Genomic DNA, 25475 nt, shown 5'->3' with positions numbered 1-25475 from the left:
GCCGTAGGACACCTGCCACCACGTCATCCCACCGATCGGCTTGCGCTCCCCGGCCCCAGGTATGCGGGGGCGCAAGCCGACTGGTTATTCCGGCTGGTGCTCGGGGCCGCCGAAGTCCGGGCTCGTGTAGTCCGGGCTGGTGAAGCTCGGGCGCGGGCCCGCCGCGGGGCCGTCGTCGGGGCTGGTGAAGCCCGGACGGTCGTACCCGATCTTCGGCAGGCGGCCGGTGGGGGCGGGCGGGGCCGGCTCGGGGGACAGGAGCGTCGTGCCCGGGCTGGCGAGGGCCTCCCGCAGGAACGGCAGGATGCCCCGCTCCAGCAGAGCCTCCCGCCAGGCGTCCTTCGCCCGCTCGACCTCGTCGTTCAGTTCGCCGTACGGTCCCGCCTCGAGGGAAGGACGGTTGCGCAGGGCGGTGAGCAGCAGCCCCACGGTGGCGACCAGGATCGCCAGGGCGGCGATCGCTCCGAACGCCCATCCGACGTTGAGCATGGCGTGGGCGGCCGTCCGGTCGGGGTCGACCGCCCGCAGGAGGTAGCCGACCAGCAGGAAGATCAACGCGGCGGTGCCGGCGAGGACCGGGGTGAGGACGGCGGCGACGGCCACGGCGCCCGCTCCGGCGGTCTCGGCGACCTGCGCCGCGTCGCCCATGGTGGTCGCGAGCCCCACCGCGCCCGCGCCCGGCTCCCCCGAACCGGATTCATGCGGGGACGAAGGGGTGGACGGCGCCGGGTGACGCAGTTCCTCGCGGACCTTTATGTAGTGCTGGTACTCGGTCGCCGCGGCCGCCGTGATGAGCGCGGAGGCGTTGAGCGCCATGGTGCGCAGCTGTTCGGGATTGAGCCGCTGTCCCACAGCGGCCGGTTCCGGGTGGTGTGGTGCGGAGCGCAGCGCCTCGTCGAGGACCCGCTCGTACTCCTGGCGGTCCTCACTGTGCAGGTGCTGCGGAACGCTGTTCATGTGCATCCCCCGATGCTCCGTAGGGCTTGGGGCTCGCATGCCAACGAGCCGTCGGGCAGAAACGGAGGGGAGCCTGCTACGGATAAGCCGATGGTAGAGCGGCGACGGCCCGCGGTGACAGGGGGTTTGCCGAAATTGGCCGCCGACCTGCACCGTCGCCGACCGCTTCGCGAGGGGGCGGGCCCGCCGAGCGAGCGCTTGGCCATCCGCCCCCGAACGTTCAGTCGTCCAGCGGCAGTTGCTGGACCAGCAGCTTTCCGGCCATCGTCACGCCGCCGTCCATCGCGATGGCCAGTCCGTCCGCGTAGACGTGCGGTCCCTCGACGTGCGGGCCGTCGCCGTCCTCGTCCTCCTCGGAGCCGACTTCGCCCAGCAGATAAGGGATCGGGCTGTGTCCGTGAACGATCCGGGTACCGCCGTACGTATCGAGCAGGGAACGGACGGCGTCGGCTCCACCTTCGTCCCGGAAGGAGAAGCGCTTGGTGAACTTACGGAAGAGGTCCCACACCTCGTCCGCGTCGTTGCGGGTGATCGTCTCGCGGACGGTGTCGTTGACCGCCTCGATCGAGTCGCCGTAGTCGAGATAGGCGGTGGTGTCGGAGTGGACGAGGAGATGGCCGTCGACCTCCTCGACGGCGTCGAGCCGGGCCATCCACTGCAGATGGTGGTCCTGGAGGCGGTCCATGTCGTTCTTCTGGCCGCCGTTGAGCAGCCAGGCCGCCTGGAAGGTGGCGGTGCCCGCACCGGAGTTGACGGGGGTGTCGCCGAACCGCTTGGCGCCGAGCAGGAGCAGCTCGTGATTGCCCATGAGGGCCTTGCAGTAGCCGCCGGCGGCCGCGGCCTCGGCGGACAGCCGCATGACGAGGTCGATGACACCGATGCCGTCCGGGCCGCGGTCGGTGAAGTCGCCGAGGAACCACAGCCGGGCGGTGCCCGCGCACCAGTTGCCGGCCGTGTCGATCAGGCCCTTCTCCCGGAGCGCGGCCAGCAGCTCGTCGAGGTAGCCGTGCACGTCGCCGACGACGAACAGGGGCCCCGGGCCGGCCGAGGGCTGCGGTACGGGCGCGGGCGCCGGGTCCACGGGCACCTGGAGGGTGTCGCCGCGCTTGATGACCGGCAGGTCGCGCTGGGTGGGCGTGTAGCCCTCGGGATGCTCCACGGCGTCCTCCAAGGGCGGCGCGACGTTGCCCGGATGTGCGCTCTGGTCGTACGGTCCGGTCTCGTGCACGTAAGCGGGCACCCGGAAGTCGCGCAACGTCGCCGTCCGCTCCGCCTCCGGTCCCTGACCGGCCCCCTGAGTCATCAGACCCCTCCACCATCGCGCCGCAGCTGCACCCTGCGGGCTGCTTGGTCGAAGCCGCCCGCGGTGCCGTGCGCCCATCATAGGAATGCGGATCGAGCCGTGTGATGACCCAGGGGTGGTGAATCGGAGCAAGGGTCCAGTTCATCGCCGCTTTCGCCCCGATTGGGCCGGGCTTCTGCAGCCGGTACACACCCGGCGCACACCGCACTCATACGCGCCGGGCCCCGCCGAGGGGGCGCAGGACCGGTTTCCCGGGGCGACCCGGGAGGGTCGGACGGCCCGACCGTACGGACAGGACCGACCGGAGGCACGCCGAGGGCGCCGACGGCTGTGCCACCCAGGAGGGGGTACGACGGGTACGCCCCCGCCGTACCACCACCATCCCCTCAGCGCCGCCTCCGGCCCCGCGCCGGGGCCTTTGGCCGACGTCCACCGCGCTCCGCCGGACGTCGGCCGACCGCTACCCCTTCTCCGGCGTCCGAGGCGGACTGACCGTCGTCCGGGGCGGACGTCGCTGGGAAGAGGTACGGATGATCAGTTCGGTCGGTATCACCTGTTCGACCGGTGAGTCCGCGTCCACGCCCTCGATCGCGTCGATGAGGAGCTGGACCACCGCCGTGCCGATGCGGCGGGGCTTCAGCGAGAGCGTGGTGATGGGCGGCTCGGTGCTGGCGTACACCGTGGACTCGCTGCAGCACACCAGCAGCAGGTCCTCCGGCACCCGCAGCCCGTAGCGGCGGGCGGCGGCGAGCAGATCGGTGCCGTTGGGGTCGAACAGCCCGTAGACCGCATCGGGGCGGTCGGGGCGGGCGAGCAGCCGGTCGGCGGCGACGGCGCCGGCGCACGGGTCGTGGGCGGGGTAGGCCTCGTACACCGGATCCTGCCCGACCCGCTCGCACCACCGCAGATACGCCGTGGTGGACAGACGCGTGTACGTGTCCGTCGTGGTCCCCGTCAGCAGGCCGATGCGGCGGGCGCCGGCGTCGGCCAGGTGGTCGAGGATGTCGAGCACGGCGGCCTCGTGGTCGTTGTCGACCCAGGCGGTCACCGGCAGCGAGCCGACCGGGCGGCCGTCGGAGACCACCGGTAAACCCTGGCGCACGAGCTCGCTGACCACCGGATCCTGGTCGGACGGGTCGATGACGACCGTGCCGTCCAGGGCGACGTTCGACCACACGTCGTGGCGCGAGGTCGCGGGGAGGATGACGAGCGCGTAGCCGCGGGCGAGCGCGGCCGAGGTGGCGGCGCGCGCCATCTCCGCGAAGTACGCGAACTCGGTGAAGGTGAAAGGTTCATCCCCGTACGTCGTCACGGTCAGACCGATGAGGCCCGACTTGCCGGTACGGAGGGTTCGGGCCGCGGCCGAGGGGCGGTAGCCCAGTCGGTCGGCGACCTCGCGGACATGGCGTCGGGTGGCGTCGGGGAGCCTGCCCTTGCCGTTGAGGGCGTCGGAGACGGTCGTGATGGACACTCCGGCGGCGGCGGCCACGTCCCTGATGCCCGCTCGGCCCGGCCGGTTGCCTCGGCGTGAGGTTTCCGCGCGGCTCACCTGGTGCTTCCCTGCTGCTGTCATGGCGAGCCGATAGTAGGGCTCATCCGGTGGGGTAGGGCGGACGCATATGCACGCGTTGACAGGCACGTTTCTGCAAGGTCTTCAGCTATCAAATGCCTTAGAAAACAAGTCAGTTGGGCGTTCGCATCCCAAGACGTGACGTGTTGGCACGGATGAGCCTGCCAACGCACCGATGTTTCGAAGAGGTCTCAACTCACCTGCACGAGGGATGCGCGCCACGGCGTGAGCCACCGGCGCATAGATATATGTATGGCGCGCCCCCTGGCGTGTACGCCTTCGTACGGCTTCGTCCGCAGAGGTCGCGGAGATCCCTGCGCACCTGTACGCACGCGCACTGAATCCTCATAAGGTGTGCAGTATTGAAGCCGGGAGCCGGTGGTGGTCACGAGGAGGACTGCGGTGAGCGAGACGAGCCCCAAGCTGCGTGCCGAGCTGGAGGGGATTCCCACCTACAAGCCGGGCAAGCCCGCCGCGGCCGGCGGTCCCGTGGCCTACAAGCTGTCCTCCAACGAGAACCCCTACCCGCCGCTGCCCGGGGTGATGGAGGCCGTGACGGCCGCCGCCGCCAACTTCAACCGCTACCCGGACCTGGCGTGCACGGCCCTGGTGGAGGAGATCTCCGGCTGCTTCGGCGTGCCCGCCTCCCACATCGCCACCGGCACCGGCTCGGTCGGCGTCGCCCAGCAGCTGGTGCAGTCGACGGCGGGCCCCGGCGACGAGGTGATCTACGCCTGGCGCTCCTTCGAGGCGTACCCGATCATCACCCGGATCAGCGGGGCGACCGCGGTGCAGGTGCCGCTCACCGACGGGGATGTGCACGACCTGGACGCGATGGCCGACGCGATCACCGGGCGGACCCGGCTGATCTTCGTCTGCAACCCCAACAACCCCACCGGCACGGTCGTCCGCCGGGCCGAGCTGGAACGGTTCCTCGACCGGGTGCCGGGCGATGTGCTGGTCGTCCTCGACGAGGCCTACCGGGAGTTCATCCGCGACCCCGCGGTGCCGGACGGCGTCGAGCTGTACCGGAACCGGCCGAACGTCTGCGTCCTGCGGACGTTCTCGAAGGCCTACGGTCTCGCCGGTCTGCGGGTGGGCTTCGCGATCGCGCACGAGCCGGTGGCGGAGGCGCTGCGCAAGACGGCGGTGCCGTTCGGGGTGAGCCAGCTGGCGCAGGAGGCGGCGGTCGCCTCGCTGCGCGCCGAGGACGAGCTGTTCGGCCGGGTCGGCTCGCTGGTGGGCGAGCGCGCCCGGGTGGTCGACGGGCTGCGCGCCCAGGGCTGGACGGTGCCCGAGAGCCAGGCCAACTTCGTGTGGCTGCGGCTGGGGGAGCGCACGGCGGCGTTCGCGGCGGACTGTGAGCAGCACGGGGTCGTGGTCCGGCCGTTCCCCGGAGAGGGTGTCCGGGTGACGGTTGGCGAGCCCGAGGCGAACGACATCTTCCTGAAGGCGGCGGAGGGCTTCCGCAAGGGGCTGTAGTCCACAAGGCGCCTCGGTTTCACGTGGAACCGAGGCGCTCGTTTTCGGCCATGGGCCGAGTGGTCCACACCGGCGGGACCCCCTGGGTGCGCAAGGGGACCCCCCGCCTCTGTGGTGTCGAACGGCTATGCGTCATAATTGCTTGTGAATGTGAACGCTTTCACAAGCGCTCGCTGAGCGCATGTTCCACAAGCCTGTGAGGTAAGGAGCGGCGACGTGGACCTGGCTTTGGCGCCGGAGACCCTGGCGCGCTGGCAGTTCGGCATCACGACCGTCTATCACTTCCTGTTCGTGCCCCTGACCATCTCCCTCGCGGCGCTCACCGCGGGGCTCCAGACCGCCTGGGTGCGCACGGAGAAGGAGAAGTACCTCAGGGCGACCAAGTTCTGGGGCAAACTCTTCCTGATCAACATCGCGATGGGTGTCGTCACCGGCATCGTGCAGGAGTTCCAGTTCGGCATGAACTGGTCCGACTACTCGCGGTTCGTCGGCGATGTCTTCGGCGCCCCGCTGGCCTTCGAGGCCCTGATCGCCTTCTTCTTCGAGTCCACCTTCATCGGGCTGTGGATCTTCGGTTGGGACAAGCTGCCGAAGAAGATCCACCTGGCCTGCATCTGGATGGTCTCGATCGGCACGATCCTGTCGGCCTACTTCATCCTCGCGGCCAACTCCTGGATGCAGCACCCGGTCGGCTACCGGATCAACAAGGCGAAGGGCCGTGCCGAGCTGACCGACTTCTGGGCCGTGCTGACCCAGAACACCGCGCTCAGCCAGGTCTTCCACACCCTGTCGGCGGCCTTCCTGACCGGTGGCGCCTTCATGGTCGGCATCGCCGCCTTCCACCTCTTCCGCAAGAAGCACGTCACCGTGATGAAGACCTCGCTGCGGCTGGGCCTGGTCACCGTCGTCATCGCCGGACTGCTCACCGCGGTCAGCGGCGATGTCCTCGGCAAGGTGATGTTCAAGCAGCAGCCGATGAAGATGGCCGCCGCGGAGGCGCTGTGGGACGGTGAGGCGCCCGCGCCGTTCTCGGTCTTCGCCTACGGCGATGTCGAGAAGGGGCACAACAAGGTCGCCATAGAGATCCCCGGCCTGCTCTCCTTCCTCGCGAACGACGACTTCACCTCGCGCGTCCCCGGCATCAACGACGTCAACAAGGCCGAGCAGGAGAAGTACGGGCCCGGTGACTACCGGCCCAACATCCCCGTCGCCTACTGGGGTTTCCGCTGGATGATCGGCTTCGGCATGGCGTCGTTCACCATCGGTCTCGCCGGACTCTGGCTCACCCGCAAGAAGTTCCTGCTGCCGCAGCACCTGCGGGTCGGTGACGACGAGGTGCCCCACCTCGTCCTCTTCCGGAACAAGGCCCTCAGCCCCAGGATCGCCAAGCTGTACTGGCTGGTCGCGATCTGGACCCTCGGCTTCCCGCTGATCGCCAATTCCTGGGGCTGGATCTTCACCGAGATGGGCCGCCAGCCCTGGGTCGTCTACGGCGTCCTGCAGACCCGCGACGCGGTCTCCCCCGGAGTCTCCCAGGCCGAGGTCCTCACCTCGATGATCGTCTTCACGGCCCTGTACGCCGTCCTCGCCGTCGTCGAGGTCAAGCTGCTGCTGAAGTACGTGAAGGCCGGTCCGCCCGAGCTCACCGAGGCCGACCTGAACCCGCCCACGAAGATCGGCGGCGACTCCCGTGACGCCGACAAGCCGATGGCCTTCTCCTACTAGGCCGAGGGAGCTGCACAGTCATGGAACTGCACGACGTCTGGTTCGTCCTGATCGCCGTCCTGTGGACCGGCTACTTCTTCCTGGAGGGCTTCGACTTCGGAGTCGGGATCCTCACCAAGCTGCTGGCCCGCGACCGGCCCGAGAAGCGGGTGCTGATCAACACCATCGGCCCCGTCTGGGACGGCAACGAGGTATGGCTGCTCACGGCCGGCGGCGCCACCTTCGCCGCCTTCCCCGAGTGGTACGCCACGCTCTTCTCCGGCTTCTACCTGCCCCTGCTGCTCATCCTGGTCTGCCTGATCGTCCGGGGCGTCGCCTTCGAGTACCGGGCGAAGCGGCCGGAGGAGAACTGGCAGCGCAACTGGGAGACCGCGATCTTCTGGACCTCGCTGCTCCCGGCGTTCCTGTGGGGTGTGGCCTTCGGCAACATCGTGCACGGCGTGAAGATCGACCGGCACTTCGAGTACGTCGGGACCTTCGGGGACCTGCTCAACCCGTACGCGCTCCTCGGCGGTCTGGTGACCCTGACGCTGTTCACCTTTCACGGGGCGGTCTTCACCGCCCTCAAGACCGTCGGCGAGATCCGGGAGCGGGCCCGGAAGCTGGCGCTGTACGTCGGTCTCGTCACGGCCGTGGTCGCGCTGGTCTTCCTGCTGTGGACCCAGGTCGACAGCGGTGACGCCAAGAGCCTGGTCGCGCTGGTCGTCGCGGTCGCCGCCCTGGTCGCCGCGCTCGTGGCCAACCAGGCCGGGCGCGAGGGCTGGTCGTTCGCCTTCTCCGGCGTCACCATCGTGGCCGCCGTGGCCATGCTCTTCCTGACGCTCTTCCCGAACGTCATGCCGTCCAGCCTGAACGAGGACTGGAGCCTCACGGTCACCAACGCCTCGTCCAGCCCGTACACCCTGAAGATCATGACCTGGTGCGCGGGGGTCGCCACCCCGCTCGTCCTGCTCTACCAGAGCTGGACCTACTGGGTCTTCCGCAAGCGGATCGGTACCCAGCACATCGCCGCCGATGTCGCCCACTGAGGTGTGTTTCACGTGAAACCGATCGATCCGCGTCTCCTCCGTCACGCCCGGGCCACCCGGTTCTTCCTGATGGCCGTGATCGGCCTGGGCGCCGCAGGAGCGCTCCTGGTCATCGCCCAGGCGATGCTCATCGCCGAGGTGGTGGTCGGTGCGTTCCAGCACGGGCTGGGCGTCTCCGTACTGCGCACCCCCCTGCTGCTGCTGGCGGCGGTCGCGGCCGGCCGTGCCCTGGTCTCCTGGCTCACCGAACTCGCCGCCCACCGGGCGAGCGCGGCGGTGAAGTCGGAGCTGCGGGGGCGGCTCCTGGAGCGGGCCACCGCGCTCGGTCCCGGCTGGCTGGACGGACAGCGCACCGGCTCCCTGGTCGCCCTGGCCACCCGGGGGGTCGACGCCCTCGACGACTACTTCGCGCGCTACCTCCCCCAGCTGGGGCTCGCGGTGGTCGTGCCGGTCGCGGTGCTGGCGCGGATCGTCACCGAGGACTGGGTGTCGGCGGCCATCGTCGTCGGCACCCTTCCGCTGATCCCGGTCTTCATGGTGCTGATCGGCTGGGCCACCCAGTCCCGGATGGACCGTCAGTGGCGGCTGCTGTCCCGGCTGTCCGGGCACTTCCTGGACGTGGTCGCGGGGCTGCCGACGCTGAAGGTGTTCGGGCGGGCCAAGGCACAGGCCGAGTCCATCCGGCGGATCACCGGCGAGTACCGCCGGGCGACCATGCGGACCCTGCGGATCGCCTTCATCTCGTCCTTCGCGCTGGAGCTGCTGGCGACCCTCTCGGTGGCCCTGGTCGCCGTGACGATCGGCATGCGGCTCGTGCACGGCGAGATGGACCTGTACATCGGCCTGGTCATCCTGATCCTCGCGCCCGAGGCGTATCTGCCGCTGCGGCAGGTCGGCGCGCAGTACCACGCGGCCGCCGAGGGGCTCGCGGCCGCCGAGGAGATCTTCGCCGTGCTGGAGACGCCGGTCCCGGCCCCCGGCACGACCGAGGTCCCTCAGGGCCCGCTGGCCTTCGAGAACGTGACCGTCCGCTACCCGGGCCGCGCGGCCGACGCCCTCTCCGAGGTGTCGTTCACCGTCGCACCGGGGGAGACCGTCGCGCTGGTCGGCCCGAGCGGCGCGGGCAAGTCGACCCTGCTGCACACCCTGCTGGGCTTCGTACGGCCCACCGGAGGCCGGGTGCGGATCGGGGGAGTCGATCTCGCCGACCTCGACCCGGAGCAGTGGCGGTCACGGATCGCGTGGGTACCGCAGCGCCCCCACCTGTACGCCGGGACGATCGCGGAGAACGTACGGCTGGCGCGTCCCGACGCCGACGAGGCGGCCGTACGGCGGGCGCTGGCGGACGCGGGGGCGCTGGACTTCGTGACCGCGCTGCCCGAGGGTCCGGACACCGTCCTGGGCGAGGACGGCAGCGGCCTGTCCGCGGGTCAGCGCCAGCGACTCGCCCTGGCCCGTGCCTTCCTCGCCGACCGTCCCGTCCTGCTGCTCGACGAGCCGACGGCGGCGCTCGACGGCGCGACGGAGGCGGAGATCGTGACGGCCGTACGGCGGCTGGCGGCCGGCCGGACGGTCCTCCTGGTGGTGCACCGGCCTGCGCTGCTGGGCGTGGCGGACCGGATCGTCCGGCTGGCGGAGCCGGCCGACCCCGGCCCCCGCCGGTCCGCGGCAGCCGTCACGGCGGCCCCCGCCCCGCCGGAGGCGCCGGCCTCCGGCACCCCGGCCGCCGCCGAGACCCCTCCCGCCGCCTCCCAGCACAGCGTGCTCGCCCGGATCCGGGGCATGGCGGGCGCCCGCCGCGGCCGGCTCGCCCTCGCGCTGCTGCTGGGTGCTCTGGCGCTCGGCAGCGCCGTCGGGCTGATGGCCACGTCCGGGTGGCTCATCTCGCGGGCCTCACAGCAGCCGCCGGTGCTCTATCTGATGGTGGCGGTGACGGCGACCCGCGCCTTCGGCATCGGCCGGGCGGTGTTCCGGTACGCGGAGCGGCTGGTGTCGCACGACGCCGTGCTGCGGATGCTCGCCGACACCCGGGTCGCGGTGTTCCGCCGCCTGGAGCGGCTGGCGCCCGCCGGGCTGCGCACGACCCGGCGGGGCGACCTGCTGACCCGGCTGGTCGCAGACGTGGACGCCCTCCAGGACTACTGGCTGCGCTGGCTGCTGCCTGCCGCTGCCGCCGCCGTCGTGTCGGCCGGGTCGGTGGCGTTCACGGCATGGCTGCTGCCGGAGGCGGGCGCGGTGCTCGCCGCCGGGCTGCTCGCGGCCGGGGTGGGCGTCCCGCTGATCACCGGCGCGGTGGCCCGCCGGGCCGAACGCCGGCTGGCCCCCGCCCGGGGCGTGCTCGCCACCCGTACCGCCGACCTGCTCACCGGCACCGCCGAACTGACCGTCGCGGGCGCCCTGCCCGCCCGCCGGGCCGAGGTGCGGGCCGCCGACGGTGTGCTCACCCGGATCGCCTCGCGGGCCGCCACGGCCACCGCCCTGGGCGACGGCCTGACCGCGCTCGTCTCCGGACTGACCGTGGCCGCGGCGGCGCTCGTGGGCGCCCAGGCGGTCGCCGCCGGGCGGCTGGACGGCGTGACCATGGCGGTGGTGGTGCTGACCCCGCTGGCCGCCTTCGAGGCCGTCCTGGGGCTGCCGCTCGCCGTGCAGTACCGCCAGCGGGTCCGCAGGAGCGCCGAGCGGGTGTACGAGGTGCTGGACTCCCCCGACCCGGTGCGCGAGCCGGAGCGGCCCCGGCAGGCGCCCACGACGCCGTTCCCGCTCACCGTCCGGGGGCTGACCGCCCGGCACGCCGGGCAGGACCGGGACGCGCTCGCCGGGGTCGACCTCACGCTGGGACAGGGGCACCGGATCGCCGTGGTGGGCCCCTCCGGCTCCGGCAAGACGACTCTCGCCCAGGTGCTGCTGCGCTTCCTGGACGCCGGTGCGGGCTCCTCGTACACCCTCGGCGGGGTGGACGCCGCCGCCCTGGACGGCGACGACGTACGCCGTCTGGTCGGGCTGTGCGCCCAGGACGCGCATCTCTTCGACAGCTCGGTGCGCGAGAACCTGCTGCTGGCGCGGAAGGGCGCGAGCGAGGAAGAACTGCGGGACGCGCTGGCGCGGGCCCGGCTGCTGGAGTGGGCGGACGGACTGCCCGACGGGCTCGACACCCTCGTCGGCGAGCACGGGGCCCGGCTCTCCGGCGGTCAGCGGCAGCGTCTGGCGCTGGCCCGGGCGCTGCTCGCCGACTTCCCGGTGCTGGTGCTCGACGAGCCCGCCGAGCACCTCGACCTGCCGACCGCCGACGCGCTCACCGCGGATCTGCTCGCCGCGACCGAGGGCCGTACCACCCTGCTCATCACCCACCGGCTGGCCGGTCTCGGGGCGGTGGACGAGGTGGTCGTCCTCGACGCGGGCCGGATCGTCCAGCGCGGCACGTACGCGGAACTGGCGGCCGTGGAGGGACCGTTGCGCGCGATGGTCGAGCGGGAGGCGGCGGCGGACCTGCTCGTGGCCGCGCAGCCGTAGGGTTGAGCCATCGGGGGTGAGGTGTCCCCCGGGCGTACGCCTCCGACAGGACCGGGGCCGCCGGCCGGGTCACGATCGCTGACATGCGCTCACTTCGCCGTCGTTCCCGGCTCGTCGTGGTCCTGCTCTGCGGGGCGGCCCTGCTCGCGGCCCGCCCCATGGCCGCCGACGGGGAGCCCGGCGACGGGGCCGGCGCGGACTCCGGACTCAGTACGCGGGTGGCGCGGCTGTACGAGGACGCGGCCGCGGCCACCCGGCGGTACGAGACGGGGCGGCGCGCGGCGGACGCGAAGCAGGCCGAGGTCCGGCGGCTGGAGGAACTCCTCGGCCGGGAACGGCGGGAGACCGCGGTGCTGCGCGAGGATCTGGGCCGTATCGCGCGCGCCCAGTACCGCGACGGGGGCGGGCTCCCGGTCGTCGCGCAGATGCTGCTGGCGGCCGACCCGGAGCGGCTGATGCGCGGTCAGCACCTGTTCTCCCAGGCGAATCTGGCCGTTGACAACGCGCTGGAGAAGAGCCGCCGGGCCGAGACCCGGCTGGCCGCCGACGAGGCGCGGGCCGTCGCGGTCTGGCAGGAGGTCGAGCGCAGACGGGTCGAGCTCGCCGGCCTGAAGCAGGGCATCGAGGACAAGCTGGAGCAGGCGCGGTGGGAGCTGCAGGGGCAGGCGGACGCCTCGGTGGCCGCGGGCGCGTGCCGTGGTGCCGTACGGCTCGACCAGCCGCCCGCGCGGGTCATGGGCGCGTGGGTCACCCCGGTGGAGACGTACACCCTGTCGGCGGGCTTCGGCAGCGGCGGTGACCGCTGGGTGAACCGGCACACCGGTCAGGACTTCGCGGTGCCGATCGGGACGCCGGTGCGGGCGGTCGGCGCGGGGCGCGTGGTGCGGGTGGCGTGCGGGGGTGCGTTCGGCATCCAGGTGGTGATCCGGCATGCCGACGGCTACTGCACCCAGTACGCCCATCTCGCCGCCGTGACGGTGGACCAGGGGGACCGGGTGACGGCCGGGCAGTGGATCGGCCAGTCCGGCACCTCCGGCAACTCCACCGGACCGCATCTGCACTTCGAGGTACGGGTCACGCCCGAGCTGGGCTCGTCGGTCGACCCGGTGCCGTGGCTGGCGGAACGCGGTGTGCCGGTCGCCTAGGAGGACGTGGGCCGCCTACCGCCGCTCGGCGATCAGCCGCTCGATGACCACGGCGACCCCGTCCTCGTTGTTGGCGACCGTCTGCCCGGAGGCGGCGGCGATCACGTCCGGGTGCGCGTTGCCCATGGCGTACGAGCGGCCCGCCCAGGTCAGCATCTCGACGTCGTTGGGCATGTCCCCGAACGCGACGACCTCCTCGTGCGAGATCCCGCGCTCGGCACAGCACAGGGCGAGCGTGCTGGCCTTGGAGACGTCCGGGCCGCTGATCTCCAGCAGGGCGCTGGGGCTGGACCGGGTGACGTTGGCGCGGTCGCCGATGGCGAGGCGGGCCAGGGTGAGGAAGGCGTCCGGGTCGAGCGTGGGGTGGAACGCGAGGATCTTCAGCACCGGCTCAGCGGCGGCGAGGCCGTCCGGCGCCAGCAGCTCCTCGGCGGGCGCGAGACGGTCCGGGACCTCCATGTGCATCTTCGGGTACTCCGGCTCCTGGTGGAAGCCGTACGTCTGCTCGATCGCGTACATCGTGCCGGGCGCCGCGTCGCGCAGCAGCCGTACGGCGTCCAGCGCGTTGTTCCGCTCCAGCTCGCGCACCTTCACGAACCGGTGGGTGCCGGGGCCGCCGTGCAGATCGACCACGGCGGCGCCGTTCCCGCAGATCGCGAGGCCGTGGCCGTGGACGTGCTCGCTGACGACGTCCATCCAGCGGGCGGGGCGGCCGGTGACGAAGAAGACCTCGATGCCCGCTTCCTCGGCGGCGGCGAGGGCGTCGACCGTGCGCGGGGACACCGACTTGTCGTCGCGCAGCAGCGTGCCGTCGAGATCGGTGGCGATCAGCCGCGGCGGGAGGGCGGGGGCCGGGGTCTCGGGCTGTCGAGTCGCTGAGGTCACCCGGCCATTCTCGCGCATATGCCCGCACGGCCGTGCGAGAGCTCGCACACATGAGACACAGGAAGGGCTCAGGCGGCCGGTCCTCGCGGTCGGCGACCGGCCGTCGGCGTCAGCCGAGTTGGGCCGGCGCCTCCATGGCGATCTGCTCGAAGACCTTCTCGTCCGAGGCGAAGTCGGAGTCCGGGATGGGCCAGTGGAGCACCAGCTCGGTGAAGCCGAGCTCCTGGTGCCGTCCCGCGAAGTCGACGAAGGCGTCCAGGGATTCCAGCGGGCGGCCGCGGTCCGGGGTGAACCCGGTGAGCAGGATCTTCTCCAGCCCGTTCACGTCCCGGCCTTCGGCGGCGCATACCTCGGCCAGTTTCCCGACCTGAGCGCGAATGGCCTGAACCGACTGCTCAGGGGTGCCGTTCTCATACAGCTTGGGGTCGCCGGTGGTCACCCACGCCTGACCGTGCCGGGCCGCGAGCCGCAGTCCGCGCGGTCCGGTCGCCGCCACCGCGAAGGGCAGCCGGGGACGCTGGACACAGCCGGGGATGTTGCGTGCCTCGTGCGCCGAGTAGAAGGCGCCCTCGTGGGACACGGAGTCCTCGGTGAGCAGCCGGTCGAGCAGCGGCACGAACTCGGCGAACCGGTCGGCCCGCTCGCGCGGGGTCCACGGCTCCTGGCCGAGAGCGGTGGCGTCGAAGCCGGTGCCGCCCGCGCCGATGCCGAGGGTCACCCGGCCGCCGGAGATGTCGTCGAGGGAGATCAGGTCCTTGGCGAGGGTCACCGGATGCCGGAAGTTGGGCGAGGTCACCAGGGTGCCCAGCCGCAGCCGGTCGGTCACGGCGGCGGCGGCGGTGAGCGTGGGGACCGCGCCGAACCAGGGGCCGTCACGGAAGCTGCGCCAGGACAGATGGTCGTAGGTGTAGGCCGTGTGGAAACCGAGCTGCTCGGCGCGCGTCCACGCCGAACGGCCCCCTTCGTTCCAGCGGCGGTACGGGAGGATCACGGTGCTCAGGCGCAGACTCATGTCATCGAGCGTATGCGGACGCCGGTGTTTCACGTGAAACAGTCACCGTACGCGACCGGACAGCCACGGACTGAGGGCGAAGGAGATGAACTCCTTGTGCACCCGGTCACCCGGCAGCGGCACCATGAGCGAGGCGCCCGGCGGGAAACGGCGGGTCTTCACCCAGGCGTGGCCCTCGTAGAGGGCGCGGAGGAAGGCGGGCACGTCGTCGCGGTCGACGTCGGGGCAGGCCAGGCCGTCGACGGTGATCAGGGCGTCGCCGTCCGGGTAGAGCTGCACGCTCACGCTGGGCCGACCGCCCAGCTCGACGTAGGCCTCATGGGGCAGCGAGCCGTCCGGGTCGGTGGTGACGCCGAAGCCCGCGGCGGTGCGGCGGGAGGTCTGGTCGGCGCCGATGTCATGGGTGACCTCGATGTCGAGGGCGTACTCCTCGGCGATCACCCGGAGGGCGGTCACAGCAGCTTCGGTGCTGGGGAGATGGTCCATACCATCGATCATCCAGGGTCAGTGCTTCTCGGGGAACCGCAGATACCGTGGCGGGACGGCCTTCGTCAGCCACACCCCGTTCGCGCTGAGGTGGAACACATGGCCGTCGCGGTGCATGGCTCCGGCGTCCACGGACAGGACGACGGGGCGGCCCCGGCGGGCTCCGACCCGGGTCGCGGTCTCACGATCGGCGGAGAGATGCACATCGTGCCGGTTCATCGGCCGCAGTCCCTCGGCCCGGATCGCGTCCAGGGAGCGGGCCACGGTCCCGTGGTAGAGGTACGGCGGTGGGGTCGCCGGGGGCAGTCCGAGCTCCACGTCGATGCTGTGGCCCTGGCTGGCGCGGATCCGGCTGCCCTCGATCGCGAAGCGCTTCTTGTCGTTGGTGTCGACGACAAGGTCCAGCTCGTCCCGGGTGAAGCGGAAGCCGTGCGCGGCGCAGGCCGCGATCAGCTCGTCGATCTCGACCCAGCCGGCCTCGTCGAGGGTGAGGCCGATGCGCTCGGGCTGGTGGCGCAGATGTTTGGAGAGGTACTTCGACACCTTCACGGTGCGTCTTTCGTCCATCCCTCCACAATGACGGGAGAGACGTGGATCACGCACTTTCTTTTAGGCCCGAGGTTTGATCCACAACCAACAGTAGTTATCCACAGGCGAGTTGGAGTTTCTGTGGACAACTGGCCGTCCTCACAGGAGCTTTCGCCAACTGCCCCTGAGGACAGCTGATGTGGAGAAGGGCGGCCCAAGTCGCCTCACACCGGCGGCCGCACTCGGGCGAGCGCCCTCAACACCCTGGGTGCGAAGCGCGACAGAACATGCGCCCCGCGCGCCTCCGGCGTCACCGGGACCACGGCCTCGTTGCGCGCCACGGCGCGCAGGATCGCGTCCGCGACCTTCTCCGGCGGGTAGTTGCGCAGCCCGTACGCGCGCGTGGCCCGTTTCTGGCGGCGCTTCTCCTCCTCCGCGTCGACGCCCACGAAGGTGGCCGTGGCCGTGATGCCGGTGTTCACCAGTCCGGGACAGATCGCCGTAACACCGATGCCCTGACCGGCCAGTTCGGCGCGCAGGCAGGCGCTCAGCATCAGCACGGCGGCCTTGGACGTGCTGTAGGCGGGCAGCGCTCTGGACGGCTGAAAGGCGGCGGCGGACGCGGTGTTGACGATGTGCCCGCCCTGACCGCGCTCGGCCATCCGCCCGCCGAAGAGCCGACACCCGTGGATGACCCCCCACAGGTTGACGTCCAGCACCCGGCGCCAGTCCTCGGAGGTGGTGTCGAAGAACGAACCCGAGAGCCCCACCCCCGCGTTGTTCACCAGCACGTCCAACACCCCGTACTCGGCGTGCACCTTGGCCGCGAGCTTCTCCATCTCCCGTTCGTCGGAGACGTCCACGGTCTCCGCCCAGGCCTCGGGAGCGCCGATCAGCCGTGCCATGCCGGCGGTGCGGACCGCGCTCTCCGGGTCCCGGTCGACTGCGATCACCCGTGCCCCGGCCTCCGCGAACGCGAACGCCGTGGCCCGACCGATGCCGCTGCCCGCGCCCGTCACCAGCACCAACTGCCCGCCGAAACGCTCGGCATGGCGCCCGGTGGCCTGCGGCTCCGGTTCGCCCGTGGCCTCGACGGACGCGACGAACTCCGTGATCCAGGAGGCGACCCGGTCGGGGCGCGTGCGCGGGACCCAGTGCTTCGCGGGAAGCGTGCGCCGGGTCAACCGCGGAGCCCACTGCTCCAGTTCGTCGTAGAGCCGCTCCGACAGGAACTTGTCGCCCAGCGGCGTGATGAGCTGCACGGGCACGTGCGCGTGCGCGTCGGGGCGCGGACGCCTCAGCCGGCTCCGTACGTTGTCCCGGTACAGCCAGGCGCCGTTGGCCGCGTCCGAGGGCAGCGACGAGGTCGGATAGCCGTCGCCCGGCACGTTCTCCACCCGGCGCAGGATCGCGGGCCAGCGCCTGCCGAGCGGTCCACGCCAGGCGAGTTCGGGCAGGGCGGGCGTGTGCAGCAGATACACGTACCAGGACTTGGCGCCCTGGCCGAGGAGTTGACCGACCCGGCGCGGAGTGGGCCTGCTGAGGCGCTTGTTGATCCAGTGCCCGAAATGGTCGAGGGACGGCCCGGACATCGAGGTGAACGACGCGATCCGGCCCTTGGTGCGCTCGACGGTCACGAACTCCCAGGACTGCACCGAACCCCAGTCGTGCCCCACCAGGTGCACCGGCCGGTCCGGACTGACCGCGTCCACGACCGCCAGGAAGTCGTCCGTCAGCTTCTCCAGGGTGAACCCGCCCCGCAGCGGCCGCGGCGCGCTGGAACGGCCGTGGCCCCGGACGTCGTACAGCACCACATGGAACCGGCCGGCCAGCCGGACCGCGACCTCGGACCACACCTCCTTGCTGTCCGGGTAGCCGTGCACCAGCACGACCACCGGCCGCCCGGGGTCCCCCAGCTCGGCCACGCACAGCTCTGTCCCGCCGGTCCGCACCCACCGCTCGCGCGCGCCCTGGAGCACCGTCACTTCCCCTCCGCCTTCCCCGCCGTCTTCGCTTCCGCCCAGCGCCGCACGTGCGGCACGTCGTCGTCCAGCCAGAAGGCCCCCTCCTCGGGATCCGCGGAGTCGGTGACCACGAGGATCTCCTCGAACTTGGCGCCCGTGCCCCGGAACCCGAGATGGGGTTCCACCGCCCACAGCCCGGGCCGCGGCGGATGGTCGGAGAAACGGTACGGCGACCACAGGGGCGACCAGCCCTCGCGGTGCCCGTGCAGCGCGTCCGCCGCCAGCCCCCTCAGGGCCTGGGTACCGAACCCGAACAGCCGGGGCGGGAAACGGTGCTCGCGCACCCGGTCCACCTTGTGGGCGATCACCCCGAAGGGGTACGCGCGATGCCGGTTGGCGTACCCCTGGCGGACCATGAGGCGGTCGACGTCGGCGTAGATCTCGCGCAGCGACCGCCGCTCGCGCACCTCACGCAGGATCAGCTCCCGGTGCGCCTCCAGATCGGCCAGGAGCCGCTCCTGCACCGGGTGGGCGCCGAGCGCGCCCGAGTAGCCGATGTCCGCCGTATACCCCTGAAACACGGGGGCCAGGTCGAGGATGAACGGCATCCCGGGCTCCAGCCGGCGGCCCGTGGGGAAGAACTGGAGCGGGATCCGGAAGCCCGCGAAGGCCGTGCGGTCCCCGAACCAGGCGAACGGCAGATGGAACCAGTCGCGCACCCCCCGCTCGCGCAGCCACTCCCGCTGCATCCGCGCCGCCTCGCGCTCCGTGATCCCCGGCTCCAGCCGGGCCGCCACCGCCTCCGCGCACGCGTAGGCGAGCCGCTGCACCTGTCTGAACCCCCGCAGCTCGGCGGGGAGTCCGCCCGTCACTGCCGTCGTCATGCCACCTCGTCCCACCGGTCCGCGCCGACTGCGGTACGTGTCCGTAACTTGACCACGCCGAATCTGGCAGTTGTTAGATAAATCGTCAATAGGTTGCCCCGTAACTCTGAAGCAGGGCGTCCCCTACGGGCCCGTACATCTGAGGTCTGAGGCGAAGACGGCTCTGAGGTCTGACGATGTCCGTGGCGTGCGTCACTACATTCGGAGCTGTGACTGTGATCGCGACCGAAAGCCTGAGCAAGCGGTTCCCCCGGGTGACCGCGCTCGACCGGCTGTCCGTGGACATCGGACCCGGTGTGACCGGACTCGTCGGAGCCAACGGCGCCGGCAAGTCCACGCTCATCAAGATCCTGCTGGGTCTCTCACCCGCCACCGAGGGCCGCGCCCAAGTGCTCGGCCTCGACGTGGCCACCCAGGGCGCCACCATCCGCGAGCGGGTCGGCTACATGCCGGAGCACGACTGCCTGCCGCCCGACGTCTCGGCCACCGAGTTCGTCGTGCACATGGCCCGCATGTCCGGCCTGCCGCCCACCGCCGCCCGCGAGCGCACCGCGGACACCCTGCGCCACGTCGGGCTGTACGAGGAGCGCTACCGCCCCATCGGCGGCTACTCCACGGGCATGAAACAGCGCGTCAAACTGGCGCAGGCCCTGGTACACGACCCGCAGCTGGTCTTCCTCGACGAGCCGACCAACGGCCTCGACCCGGTCGGCCGCGACGAGATGCTCGGCCTCATCCGCCGCATCCACACCGACTTCGGCATCTCGGTCCTCGTCACCTCCCACCTCCTCGGCGAACTGGAGCGCACCTGCGACCACGTCGTGGTCGTCGACGGCGGCAAGCTCCTGCGCTCCAGCTCCACCACCGACTTCACCCAGACCACCACCACCCTCGCGATCGAGGTCACCGACACCGACGCCCACCCGGACGGCACCCGCGCGGTCCGCGAGGCGCTCCACGCGCGCGGGGTGGAGATCGTGGAATCCGGCGCGGGCCTGCCCGGCGCCGGCCACATCCTGCTGCTGACCGCCCAGGGCGAGGAGACCTACGACCTCGTCCGTGACGTGGTCGCCGACCTCGGACTCGGCCTGGTCCGGATGGAACAGCGCCGGCACCACATCTCCGAGGTCTTCACCGACGCGGACAACGCGACGAGGGACGGCGGCCCGACGGACGGAGACACGACCAGGAAGGAGGCCGTCGGCCATGGCGGTTGACCAGCCCGTCACCACCCCCACGGGGGACCAGACCCGTATCCACAACATCGGCTACCGCAGCTACGACGGCCCCCGCCTCGGCCGCGCCTACGCCCGCCGCTCCCTCTACTCGCAGTCCCTGCGCGGCGCCTACGGCCTCGGCCGCTCGGTGAAGTCCAAGGTGCTGCCCATGCTGCTGTTCGTGGTGATGTGCGTGCCCGCGGCCATCATGGTCGCCGTCGCGGTCGCCACGAAGGCCAAGGAACTCCCCGTCGACTACACCCGCTACGCGATCATCATGCAGGCCGTCATCAGCCTGTACGTCGCCTCGCAGGCACCCCAGTCCGTCTCCCGCGACCTGCGCTTCAAGACCGTCCCGCTGTACTTCTCCCGGCCCATCGAGACCGCGGACTACGTACGCGCCAAGTACGCGGCCCTGGCCTCGGCGCTGTTCGTCCTCACCGCCGCCCCCCTTCTCGTGCTCTACGTCGGCGCGCTGCTGGCCAAGCTCGACTTCGCCGACCAGAGCAAGGGATTCGCCCAAGGACTCGTCTCCGTGGCCCTGCTCTCCCTGCTCTTCGCCGGCATCGGCCTGGTCATCGCCTCGGTGACCCCCCGCCGCGGCTTCGGCATCGCGGCCGTCATCGCCGTCCTGACCATCTCCTACGGCGCCGTCTCCACGCTCCAGGCCATCGCCGACGCCCAGGACAGCACCGGCGCCATCGCCTGGATCGGACTGTTCTCCCCGGTCACGCTGATCGACGGCGTCCAGTCCGCGTTCCTCGGCGCCGGCTCGGCCTACCCCGGCGCCATGGGCCCGAGCACCGGCGAGGGCGTGGTCTTCCTCGCCGTCACCCTCGGTCTGATCGCCGCCTGCTACGGCCTCCTGATGCGCCGCTACCGGAAGGTGGGCCTGTGACCACGCTCCACATCGACCATGTCTCCCGCTGGTTCGGCAACGTGGTCGCCGTCAACGACATCACCATGACCATCGGCCCCGGAGTCACCGGCCTGCTCGGCCCCAACGGCGCCGGGAAGTCCACCCTGATCAACATGATGGGCGGCTTCCTCGCCCCCTCCACCGGCACCGTCACCCTCGACGGACAGCAGGTCTGGCGCAACGAGGCCATCTACAAGCACATCGGCATCGTCCCCGAGCGCGAGGCGATGTACGACTTCCTCACCGGCCGCGAGTTCGTCGTCGCCAACGCCGAACTGCACGGCCTCGGCGACAAGGCGGCCCAGCGGGCCCTGGCCACGGTGGAGATGGAGTACGCCCAGGACCGCAAGATCTCGACCTACTCCAAGGGCATGCGCCAGCGCGTGAAGATGGCGAGCGCCCTCGTCCACGACCCCTCACTGCTCCTGCTGGACGAGCCCTTCAACGGCATGGACCCGCGCCAGCGCATGCAGCTCATGGACCTGCTGCGGCGCATGGGGGACGAGGGCCGCACCGTGCTGTTCTCCTCCCACATCCTCGAAGAGGTCGAGCAGCTCGCCCGGCACATCGAGGTCGTCGTCGCCGGACGGCACGCGGCCAGCGGCGACTTCCGCAGGATCCGCCGTCTGATGACCGACCGACCGCACCGCTATCTGGTGCGCTCCAGCGACGACCGCGCCCTCGCGGCCGCACTGATCGCCGACTCGTCGACCTCCGGCATCGAGGTGGACCTGGCCGAGGGCGCCCTGCGCATCCAGGCCGTCGACTTCGGCCGCTTCACCGCACTGCTGCCGAGGGTCGCCAGGGACCACGGCATCCGGCTGCTGGCGGTCTCGCCGTCCGACGAGTCCCTCGAGTCCGTCTTCTCGTACCTGGTCGCGGCGTAGGAGGCCGAAGATGTACGACCCCACAGTCGCCCGGCTCACCTACCGGGCCCTGCTCGGCCGCCGTCGGGCCCTCATCCTGGGCGCCCTGCCCCTGCTGCTGATCGTGATCTCCCTGGTCGTACGGGCCCTGACCGGCGCCGACGACCAGACGGCCGCCGACCTGCTGGGCGGGCTCGGGCTGGCCACGATGGTGCCGATCATCGGTGTCATCGCCGGCACCGGCGCGATCGGCCCGGAGATCGACGACGGCTCGGTGGTGTACCTGCTGTCCAAGCCGATCAAGCGACCGACGATCATCTTCACCAAGCTGATCGTGGCGATCGCGGTGACGATGGTGTTCTCGGCCCTGCCCACGCTGATCGCCGGGTTCATCCTCAACGGCAACGGCCAGCAGATCGCCGTGGCCTACACGGTCGCGGCCCTGGTCTCCTCCATCGCCTACGCGGCACTCTTCCTGCTGCTGGGCACGGTGTCCCGGCACGCCGTGGTCTTCGGGCTCGTCTACGCCCTGGTCTGGGAGGCCCTGTTCGGCTCCCTGGTGCCGGGCGCGCGCACCCTCAGCGTCCAGCAGTGGTCGCTGGCCGTCGCCCACAAGGTGGCCGGCGGGGACCTGGTCACCTCGGACGTCGGACTGACGACGGCGACCGTGTTGCTGGTCGCGGTGACCGTCCTGGCCACCTGGTACGCGGGACAGAAGCTGCGGGCACTGACCCTGGCGGGCGAGGAGTAGCAGGGGCGGGGGTGCGGCCGCCGTCGCTCTTGACGGTGGCTTCACCTCCTCCCGGGCACACTGGGCCGAAGGATTGCGGCCCATCAGGAGGGCAGGAGGCCGGGATGGCAGACAGGACGTCACAACGCGGCGGTCGCGAGGAATCCGGTGACGAGATCTGGGACGACCTGGTCCTGGACGAGGACTTCGTCCGGGCCGCCGAGACGTCCGAGCCGTCCGCCCGGGCCCGGATGCTCGCCGCACGCTGGCGGGCCCAGGAGCCCGAGCCGCAGCCGTGGCGCTCCGACGAGCCGCCCGCCGGATGGTTCTTCAGCAAGGCACGCCGTCGCAGGTGGCGCCGCCGATAGCACACCTGTTTTATTCAGTGGCGCCCAACTCGCGCACCGGGCAGAGTGGTTGTCGTCCACCACGAGCTGGGAGAGGAGCGGGGCGATGTCCATGCACGGCAGTACGTCCAGCTCCCGACAGGGCAGCCGGCGGCGGGCTCCGGAGTAGTTACCCCTCCGAGAAGCCCCGGTCGCACGGGGAGCTGCCCGGGGCGGCCGCTTCGAGCACGCGATGTCGCTCTCGCGTGGGCCGCCCACCCGGAGGATTGGCCGAGTGGCAAGGCACCGGTTTGCTAAACCGTGGTCGGGGGTCACACCCCGCGCACGTTCGATCCGTGCATCCTCCGCAAGAAGTGACAACTGTGGCCGCCACGCCCCACAGCCTCAGCCCAGCAGACGCTCCACCACCACCGCGACCCCGTCCTCCTCGTTCGAGGACGTCACCTCGTCGGCGACGGCCTTCAGTTCCTCATGGGCGTTGGCCATGGCCACCCCCCGCGCGGCCCACGCGAACATGGGAAGGTCGTTGGGCATGTCGCCGAAGGCGATGGTCCCGGCGGCCTTCACGCCCAGACGGCGAGCCGCCAGCGAGAGCCCCGTCGCCTTGGACAGCCCCAGCGGCAGCAGCTCCACGATGCCCTCACCGGCCATCGCGACGGTCACGAAACCCCCCGCGGCCCGGCGGGCGGCTTCGGCCAGCTCGTCGTCCGTGAGGGTCGGATGCTGTATGTAGATCTTGCTCAGCGGGGCGGCCCACAGATCCGACGCGTCGGTGAACGGCGTCGAGGGCAGCCTGCCGGTGACCGAGTACCCCGGCCCGACCAGCACATCGCCGTCCAGCCCGTCCCGGCTCGCCGCCAGGTGCAGCGGTCCGGTCTCCGCCTCGATCTTCGCCAGCGCCACCCCGGCGAGCTGCCGGTCCAGGGTCACCGAGGTCAGCAGACGGTGCTCGCCGGCGTCGTACACCTGTGCGCCCTGGCCGCAGACCGCGAGGCCCTGGTAGCCGAGGTCGTCGAGGATGTGCCGGGTCCAGGGGACCCCGCGGCCGGTGACCACGATGTGCGCCGCGCCCGCCGCGGTGGCGGCGGCGAGCGCGTCACGAGTGCGCCGCGAGACCGACTCGTCGGAGCGCAGGAGCGTGCCGTCGAGGTCGGTAGCGATCAGCCGGTAGGGGAACCCGCCGGAGGGAGACGCGGTGCTCACTTGGCGGTCGGCTCCAGGACCTCACGGCCGCCGAGGTAGGGGCGCAGCACCTCGGGCACCCGCACCGAACCGTCGGCCTGCTGGTGGTTCTCCAGGATCGCGACGATCGTGCGCGGGACGGCGCACAGGGTGCCGTTGAGCGTGGCCAGCGGGCGGACCTGCTTGCCCTCGCGGACCCGGATCGACAGCCGGCGGGACTGGAACTCGGTGCAGTCCGAGGTCGAGGTCAGCTCGCGGTACTTGCCCTGGGTCGGGATCCACGCCTCGCAGTCGAACTTGCGGGCCGCCGAGGAGCCGAGGTCACCGGTGGCGACGTCGATCACCCGGAACGGCAGCTCCAGCGAGGTCAGCCACTGCTTCTCCCACTCCAGCAGACGCTGGTGCTCGGCCTCCGAGTCGTCGGGGTGGACGTAGGAGAACATCTCGACCTTGTCGAACTGGTGGACGCGGAAGATGCCCTTGGTGTCCTTGCCGTGCGAACCGGCCTCGCGGCGGAAGCAGGGCGAGAAGCCCGCGTAGCGCAGCGGAAGGCGCTCGGCGTCGATGATCTCGTCCATGTGGTACGCGGCGAGCGGGACCTCGGAGGTGCCGACCAGATAGAGGTCGTCCTTGTCGAGGTGGTAGACGTCCTGGGCCGCCTGGCCGAGGAAGCCGGTGCCCGCCATCGACTGGGGGCGGACCAGGGCCGGGGTCAGCATCGGCGTGAAGCCGGCCGCCGTGGCCTGCGCGATCGCCGCGTTGACCAGGGCCAGCTCCAGCAGCGCGCCCACGCCGGTCAGGAAGTAGAAGCGGGAGCCGGAGACCTTCGCGCCGCGCTCGACGTCGATCGCGCCGAGCAGCTGGCCGAGCTCCAGATGGTCCTTGGGCTCGAAGCCCTCGGCGCCGAAGTCACGGATCGTGCCGTGCGTCTCGAGGGTGACGAAGTCCTCCTCGCCGCCGACGGGCACACCGGGGTGGACGAGGTTGCCGAGCCGGAGCAGCAGCTCCTGGGTCTCGGCGTCGGCCGCGTCGCGCTCGGCGTCGGCCGTCTTGACGTCGGCGGCGAGCTGGCTCGCCTGCTTCAGCAACTCGGCCTTCTCCTCGGCGGCGGCCTTGGGGATCAGCTTGCCGAGCGACTTCTGTTCGTTGCGCAGTTCGTCGAAGCGGACGCCGGACGACCTGCGCCGCTCGTCGGCGGACAGGAGAGCGTCGACGAGCGCGACGTCCTCTCCACGGGCGCGCTGGGACGCGCGCACACGGTCGGGGTCCTCACGGAGCAGGCGAAGGTCAATCACGCGGTCAAGGCTACCGGTGCGTGGTTGCGGCTCACGACTCACTCTTCCGAATCACGCACCGGATGTTCGGAATCATGGCTTACGTTCCGTTATGGGGTAATTGCCGAACGTGTCAAGGAAAAGTGTCTCACTCCCTGGGACGGGTCATGTGACGGGCGTCGCATTGACTCGATTTCCTTGCGCGGGACGGGACTTGGAGGCGGGGTTGTCCACAGGGATCCACACCCCGAGTGAGTTATCCACAGGGTGTGCGAAAAGTCTGTGGACATTGGAATGGATCATTCCGAGCCGCCTCGGCGACACGGGGAATTCCCGTCCCTGACGCCCGCCACCCCCACTTTCGAGTGGAAATGAGTCGTCCCAAAGGATTGATCGAAGGAAACGGGTGGACGAAGGGTGATGCGCAGGGCTGTGGGCCCGCTTGCGCCCTCCAGGGCGAT

At 71.1% G+C, this 25475-nt stretch carries 21 protein-coding genes and 1 tRNA gene; 11 read left to right on the top strand and 11 right to left on the bottom strand.

All coding sequences use genetic code 11. The features are described from left to right. Positions 1 to 84: 84 nt before the first annotated feature. The 3 genes from ACYQ8Q_RS23235 to ACYQ8Q_RS23225 form a co-directional block, all read right to left on the bottom strand. Positions 85 to 963, bottom strand: a complete 879-nt coding sequence (locus ACYQ8Q_RS23235; RefSeq protein WP_460067615.1) for a hypothetical protein — start codon at positions 961 to 963, stop codon at positions 85 to 87. Positions 964 to 1177: 214 nt separating this feature from the next. Further along, positions 1178 to 2260 carry a metallophosphoesterase gene (locus tag ACYQ8Q_RS23230; protein ID WP_460067613.1) on the bottom strand — a complete coding sequence of 361 codons (1083 nt, stop codon included), beginning with the start codon at positions 2258 to 2260 and terminating at the stop codon, positions 1178 to 1180. Positions 2261 to 2720: 460 nt separating this feature from the next. Beyond that, the gene (locus tag ACYQ8Q_RS23225) at positions 2721 to 3833 is read right to left on the bottom strand and encodes a LacI family DNA-binding transcriptional regulator (RefSeq protein WP_460067611.1); all 1113 of its coding nucleotides are present in this window, start codon (positions 3831 to 3833) and stop codon (positions 2721 to 2723) included. A 399-nt stretch (positions 3834 to 4232) separates the two neighbouring features. Here ACYQ8Q_RS23225 and hisC point away from each other — a divergent pair, with 399 nt between their 5' ends. The 5 genes from hisC to ACYQ8Q_RS23200 all read left to right on the top strand — a co-directional run bounded on the left by hisC (position 4233) and on the right by ACYQ8Q_RS23200 (position 12720). Beyond that, the gene (hisC, locus tag ACYQ8Q_RS23220) at positions 4233 to 5312 is read left to right on the top strand and encodes a histidinol-phosphate transaminase (protein ID WP_460067609.1); all 1080 of its coding nucleotides are present in this window, start codon (positions 4233 to 4235) and stop codon (positions 5310 to 5312) included. Positions 5313 to 5528: 216 nt separating this feature from the next. Further along, positions 5529 to 7037 carry a cytochrome ubiquinol oxidase subunit I gene (locus ACYQ8Q_RS23215; RefSeq protein WP_460067608.1) on the top strand — a complete coding sequence of 503 codons (1509 nt, stop codon included), beginning with the start codon at positions 5529 to 5531 and terminating at the stop codon, positions 7035 to 7037. Between the two features lie 20 nt (positions 7038 to 7057). Continuing rightward, the gene (gene cydB, locus ACYQ8Q_RS23210; protein WP_460067607.1) at positions 7058 to 8065 is read left to right on the top strand and encodes a cytochrome d ubiquinol oxidase subunit II; all 1008 of its coding nucleotides are present in this window, start codon (positions 7058 to 7060) and stop codon (positions 8063 to 8065) included. Between the two features lie 12 nt (positions 8066 to 8077). Continuing rightward, the gene (cydD, locus tag ACYQ8Q_RS23205; RefSeq protein ID WP_460067606.1) at positions 8078 to 11575 is read left to right on the top strand and encodes a thiol reductant ABC exporter subunit CydD; all 3498 of its coding nucleotides are present in this window, start codon (positions 8078 to 8080) and stop codon (positions 11573 to 11575) included. Between the two features lie 83 nt (positions 11576 to 11658). Next, on the top strand, positions 11659 to 12720 hold the full coding sequence (locus ACYQ8Q_RS23200) for a M23 family metallopeptidase (protein WP_460067605.1): 1062 nt from the start codon (positions 11659 to 11661) through the stop codon (positions 12718 to 12720). A gap of 15 nt (positions 12721 to 12735) precedes the next feature. Here ACYQ8Q_RS23200 and ACYQ8Q_RS23195 read toward each other — a convergent pair whose 3' ends face one another. The 6 genes from ACYQ8Q_RS23195 to ACYQ8Q_RS23170 form a co-directional block, all read right to left on the bottom strand. Next, positions 12736 to 13623, bottom strand: coding sequence for a Cof-type HAD-IIB family hydrolase (locus tag ACYQ8Q_RS23195; protein WP_460067603.1), 888 nt, complete (start codon positions 13621 to 13623; stop codon positions 12736 to 12738). A gap of 91 nt (positions 13624 to 13714) precedes the next feature. Then, positions 13715 to 14617 carry an LLM class flavin-dependent oxidoreductase gene (locus tag ACYQ8Q_RS23190; protein WP_460067602.1) on the bottom strand — a complete coding sequence of 301 codons (903 nt, stop codon included), beginning with the start codon at positions 14615 to 14617 and terminating at the stop codon, positions 13715 to 13717. A gap of 42 nt (positions 14618 to 14659) precedes the next feature. Beyond that, positions 14660 to 15103, bottom strand: a complete 444-nt coding sequence (locus ACYQ8Q_RS23185; protein ID WP_460067601.1) for a hypothetical protein — start codon at positions 15101 to 15103, stop codon at positions 14660 to 14662. A gap of 18 nt (positions 15104 to 15121) precedes the next feature. Next, on the bottom strand, positions 15122 to 15670 hold the full coding sequence (locus ACYQ8Q_RS23180) for an RNA 2'-phosphotransferase (RefSeq protein ID WP_460067600.1): 549 nt from the start codon (positions 15668 to 15670) through the stop codon (positions 15122 to 15124). Positions 15671 to 15855: 185 nt separating this feature from the next. Then, the gene (locus ACYQ8Q_RS23175) at positions 15856 to 17616 is read right to left on the bottom strand and encodes an SDR family oxidoreductase (RefSeq protein ID WP_460067599.1); all 1761 of its coding nucleotides are present in this window, start codon (positions 17614 to 17616) and stop codon (positions 15856 to 15858) included. Continuing rightward, entirely contained in the window at positions 17613 to 18479 is an 867-nt protein-coding gene (locus ACYQ8Q_RS23170) for a M24 family metallopeptidase (protein ID WP_460067598.1), read from the bottom strand. Before ACYQ8Q_RS23170 ends, ACYQ8Q_RS23175 begins: the two co-directional genes overlap by 4 nt. Before the next feature lie 215 nt (positions 18480 to 18694). Between ACYQ8Q_RS23170 and ACYQ8Q_RS23165 the strand changes: the two genes are divergently transcribed. The 6 genes from ACYQ8Q_RS23165 to ACYQ8Q_RS23140 all read left to right on the top strand — a co-directional run bounded on the left by ACYQ8Q_RS23165 (position 18695) and on the right by ACYQ8Q_RS23140 (position 22905). Then, the gene (locus ACYQ8Q_RS23165; protein WP_460073460.1) at positions 18695 to 19696 is read left to right on the top strand and encodes an ABC transporter ATP-binding protein; all 1002 of its coding nucleotides are present in this window, start codon (positions 18695 to 18697) and stop codon (positions 19694 to 19696) included. Continuing rightward, positions 19686 to 20594, top strand: a complete 909-nt coding sequence (locus tag ACYQ8Q_RS23160; RefSeq protein WP_460067596.1) for an ABC transporter permease — start codon at positions 19686 to 19688, stop codon at positions 20592 to 20594. The genes ACYQ8Q_RS23165 and ACYQ8Q_RS23160 overlap by 11 nt, the downstream gene beginning before the upstream one ends. Next, positions 20591 to 21502 (top strand): ABC transporter ATP-binding protein, encoded by a 912-nt coding sequence (locus ACYQ8Q_RS23155; protein ID WP_460067595.1) that lies wholly within the window; start codon positions 20591 to 20593, stop codon positions 21500 to 21502. The genes ACYQ8Q_RS23160 and ACYQ8Q_RS23155 overlap by 4 nt, the downstream gene beginning before the upstream one ends. A gap of 10 nt (positions 21503 to 21512) precedes the next feature. Beyond that, complete coding sequence (locus ACYQ8Q_RS23150) at positions 21513 to 22232, top strand: ABC transporter permease subunit (RefSeq protein WP_460067594.1); 720 nt, start codon at positions 21513 to 21515, stop codon at positions 22230 to 22232. Positions 22233 to 22336: 104 nt separating this feature from the next. Then, positions 22337 to 22579 carry an SGM_3592 family protein gene (locus tag ACYQ8Q_RS23145; protein ID WP_460067592.1) on the top strand — a complete coding sequence of 81 codons (243 nt, stop codon included), beginning with the start codon at positions 22337 to 22339 and terminating at the stop codon, positions 22577 to 22579. 239 nt (positions 22580 to 22818) lie between these two features. Continuing rightward, positions 22819 to 22905: transfer RNA gene (locus ACYQ8Q_RS23140), tRNA-Ser, on the top strand. 37 nt (positions 22906 to 22942) lie between these two features. Here the strand turns inward: ACYQ8Q_RS23140 and ACYQ8Q_RS23135 are convergent. Both ACYQ8Q_RS23135 and serS read right to left on the bottom strand, forming a co-directional pair. After that, a complete protein-coding gene (locus ACYQ8Q_RS23135) occupies positions 22943 to 23761 on the bottom strand; it encodes an HAD family hydrolase (protein WP_460067590.1) in 819 nt (272 codons plus the stop codon). Further along, positions 23758 to 25035: a serine--tRNA ligase gene (gene serS, locus ACYQ8Q_RS23130; protein WP_460067589.1), complete on the bottom strand. Its 1278-nt coding sequence runs from the start codon at positions 25033 to 25035 to the stop codon at positions 23758 to 23760. Before serS ends, ACYQ8Q_RS23135 begins: the two co-directional genes overlap by 4 nt. Between the last annotated feature and the right edge of the window lie 440 nt (positions 25036 to 25475).

It is taken from the genome of Streptomyces sp. YKOK-I1, assembly GCF_054660435.1.
Note: the sequence above shows the minus strand (reverse complement) of the source record. Positions and strands in the feature narration are given on the sequence as shown.

Coding starts and splice junctions, on each gene's coding strand:
- ACYQ8Q_RS23190 (WP_460067602.1), bottom strand. CDS start 14,617: ATGAGTCTGCGCCTGAGCACCGTGATCCTCCCGTACCGCCGCTGGAAC.
- ACYQ8Q_RS23185 (WP_460067601.1), bottom strand. CDS start 15,103: ATGGACCATCTCCCCAGCACCGAAGCTGCTGTGACCGCCCTCCGGGTG.
- ACYQ8Q_RS23230 (WP_460067613.1), bottom strand. CDS start 2,260: ATGACTCAGGGGGCCGGTCAGGGACCGGAGGCGGAGCGGACGGCGACG.
- ACYQ8Q_RS23160 (WP_460067596.1), top strand. CDS start 19,686: ATGGCGGTTGACCAGCCCGTCACCACCCCCACGGGGGACCAGACCCGT.
- ACYQ8Q_RS23170 (WP_460067598.1), bottom strand. CDS start 18,479: ATGACGACGGCAGTGACGGGCGGACTCCCCGCCGAGCTGCGGGGGTTC.
- cydB (WP_460067607.1), top strand. CDS start 7,058: ATGGAACTGCACGACGTCTGGTTCGTCCTGATCGCCGTCCTGTGGACC.
- ACYQ8Q_RS23235 (WP_460067615.1), bottom strand. CDS start 963: ATGCACATGAACAGCGTTCCGCAGCACCTGCACAGTGAGGACCGCCAG.
- ACYQ8Q_RS23225 (WP_460067611.1), bottom strand. CDS start 3,833: ATGACAGCAGCAGGGAAGCACCAGGTGAGCCGCGCGGAAACCTCACGC.
- ACYQ8Q_RS23145 (WP_460067592.1), top strand. CDS start 22,337: ATGGCAGACAGGACGTCACAACGCGGCGGTCGCGAGGAATCCGGTGAC.
- ACYQ8Q_RS23195 (WP_460067603.1), bottom strand. CDS start 13,623: ATGCGCGAGAATGGCCGGGTGACCTCAGCGACTCGACAGCCCGAGACC.
- ACYQ8Q_RS23200 (WP_460067605.1), top strand. CDS start 11,659: ATGCGCTCACTTCGCCGTCGTTCCCGGCTCGTCGTGGTCCTGCTCTGC.
- ACYQ8Q_RS23150 (WP_460067594.1), top strand. CDS start 21,513: ATGTACGACCCCACAGTCGCCCGGCTCACCTACCGGGCCCTGCTCGGC.
- ACYQ8Q_RS23180 (WP_460067600.1), bottom strand. CDS start 15,670: ATGGACGAAAGACGCACCGTGAAGGTGTCGAAGTACCTCTCCAAACAT.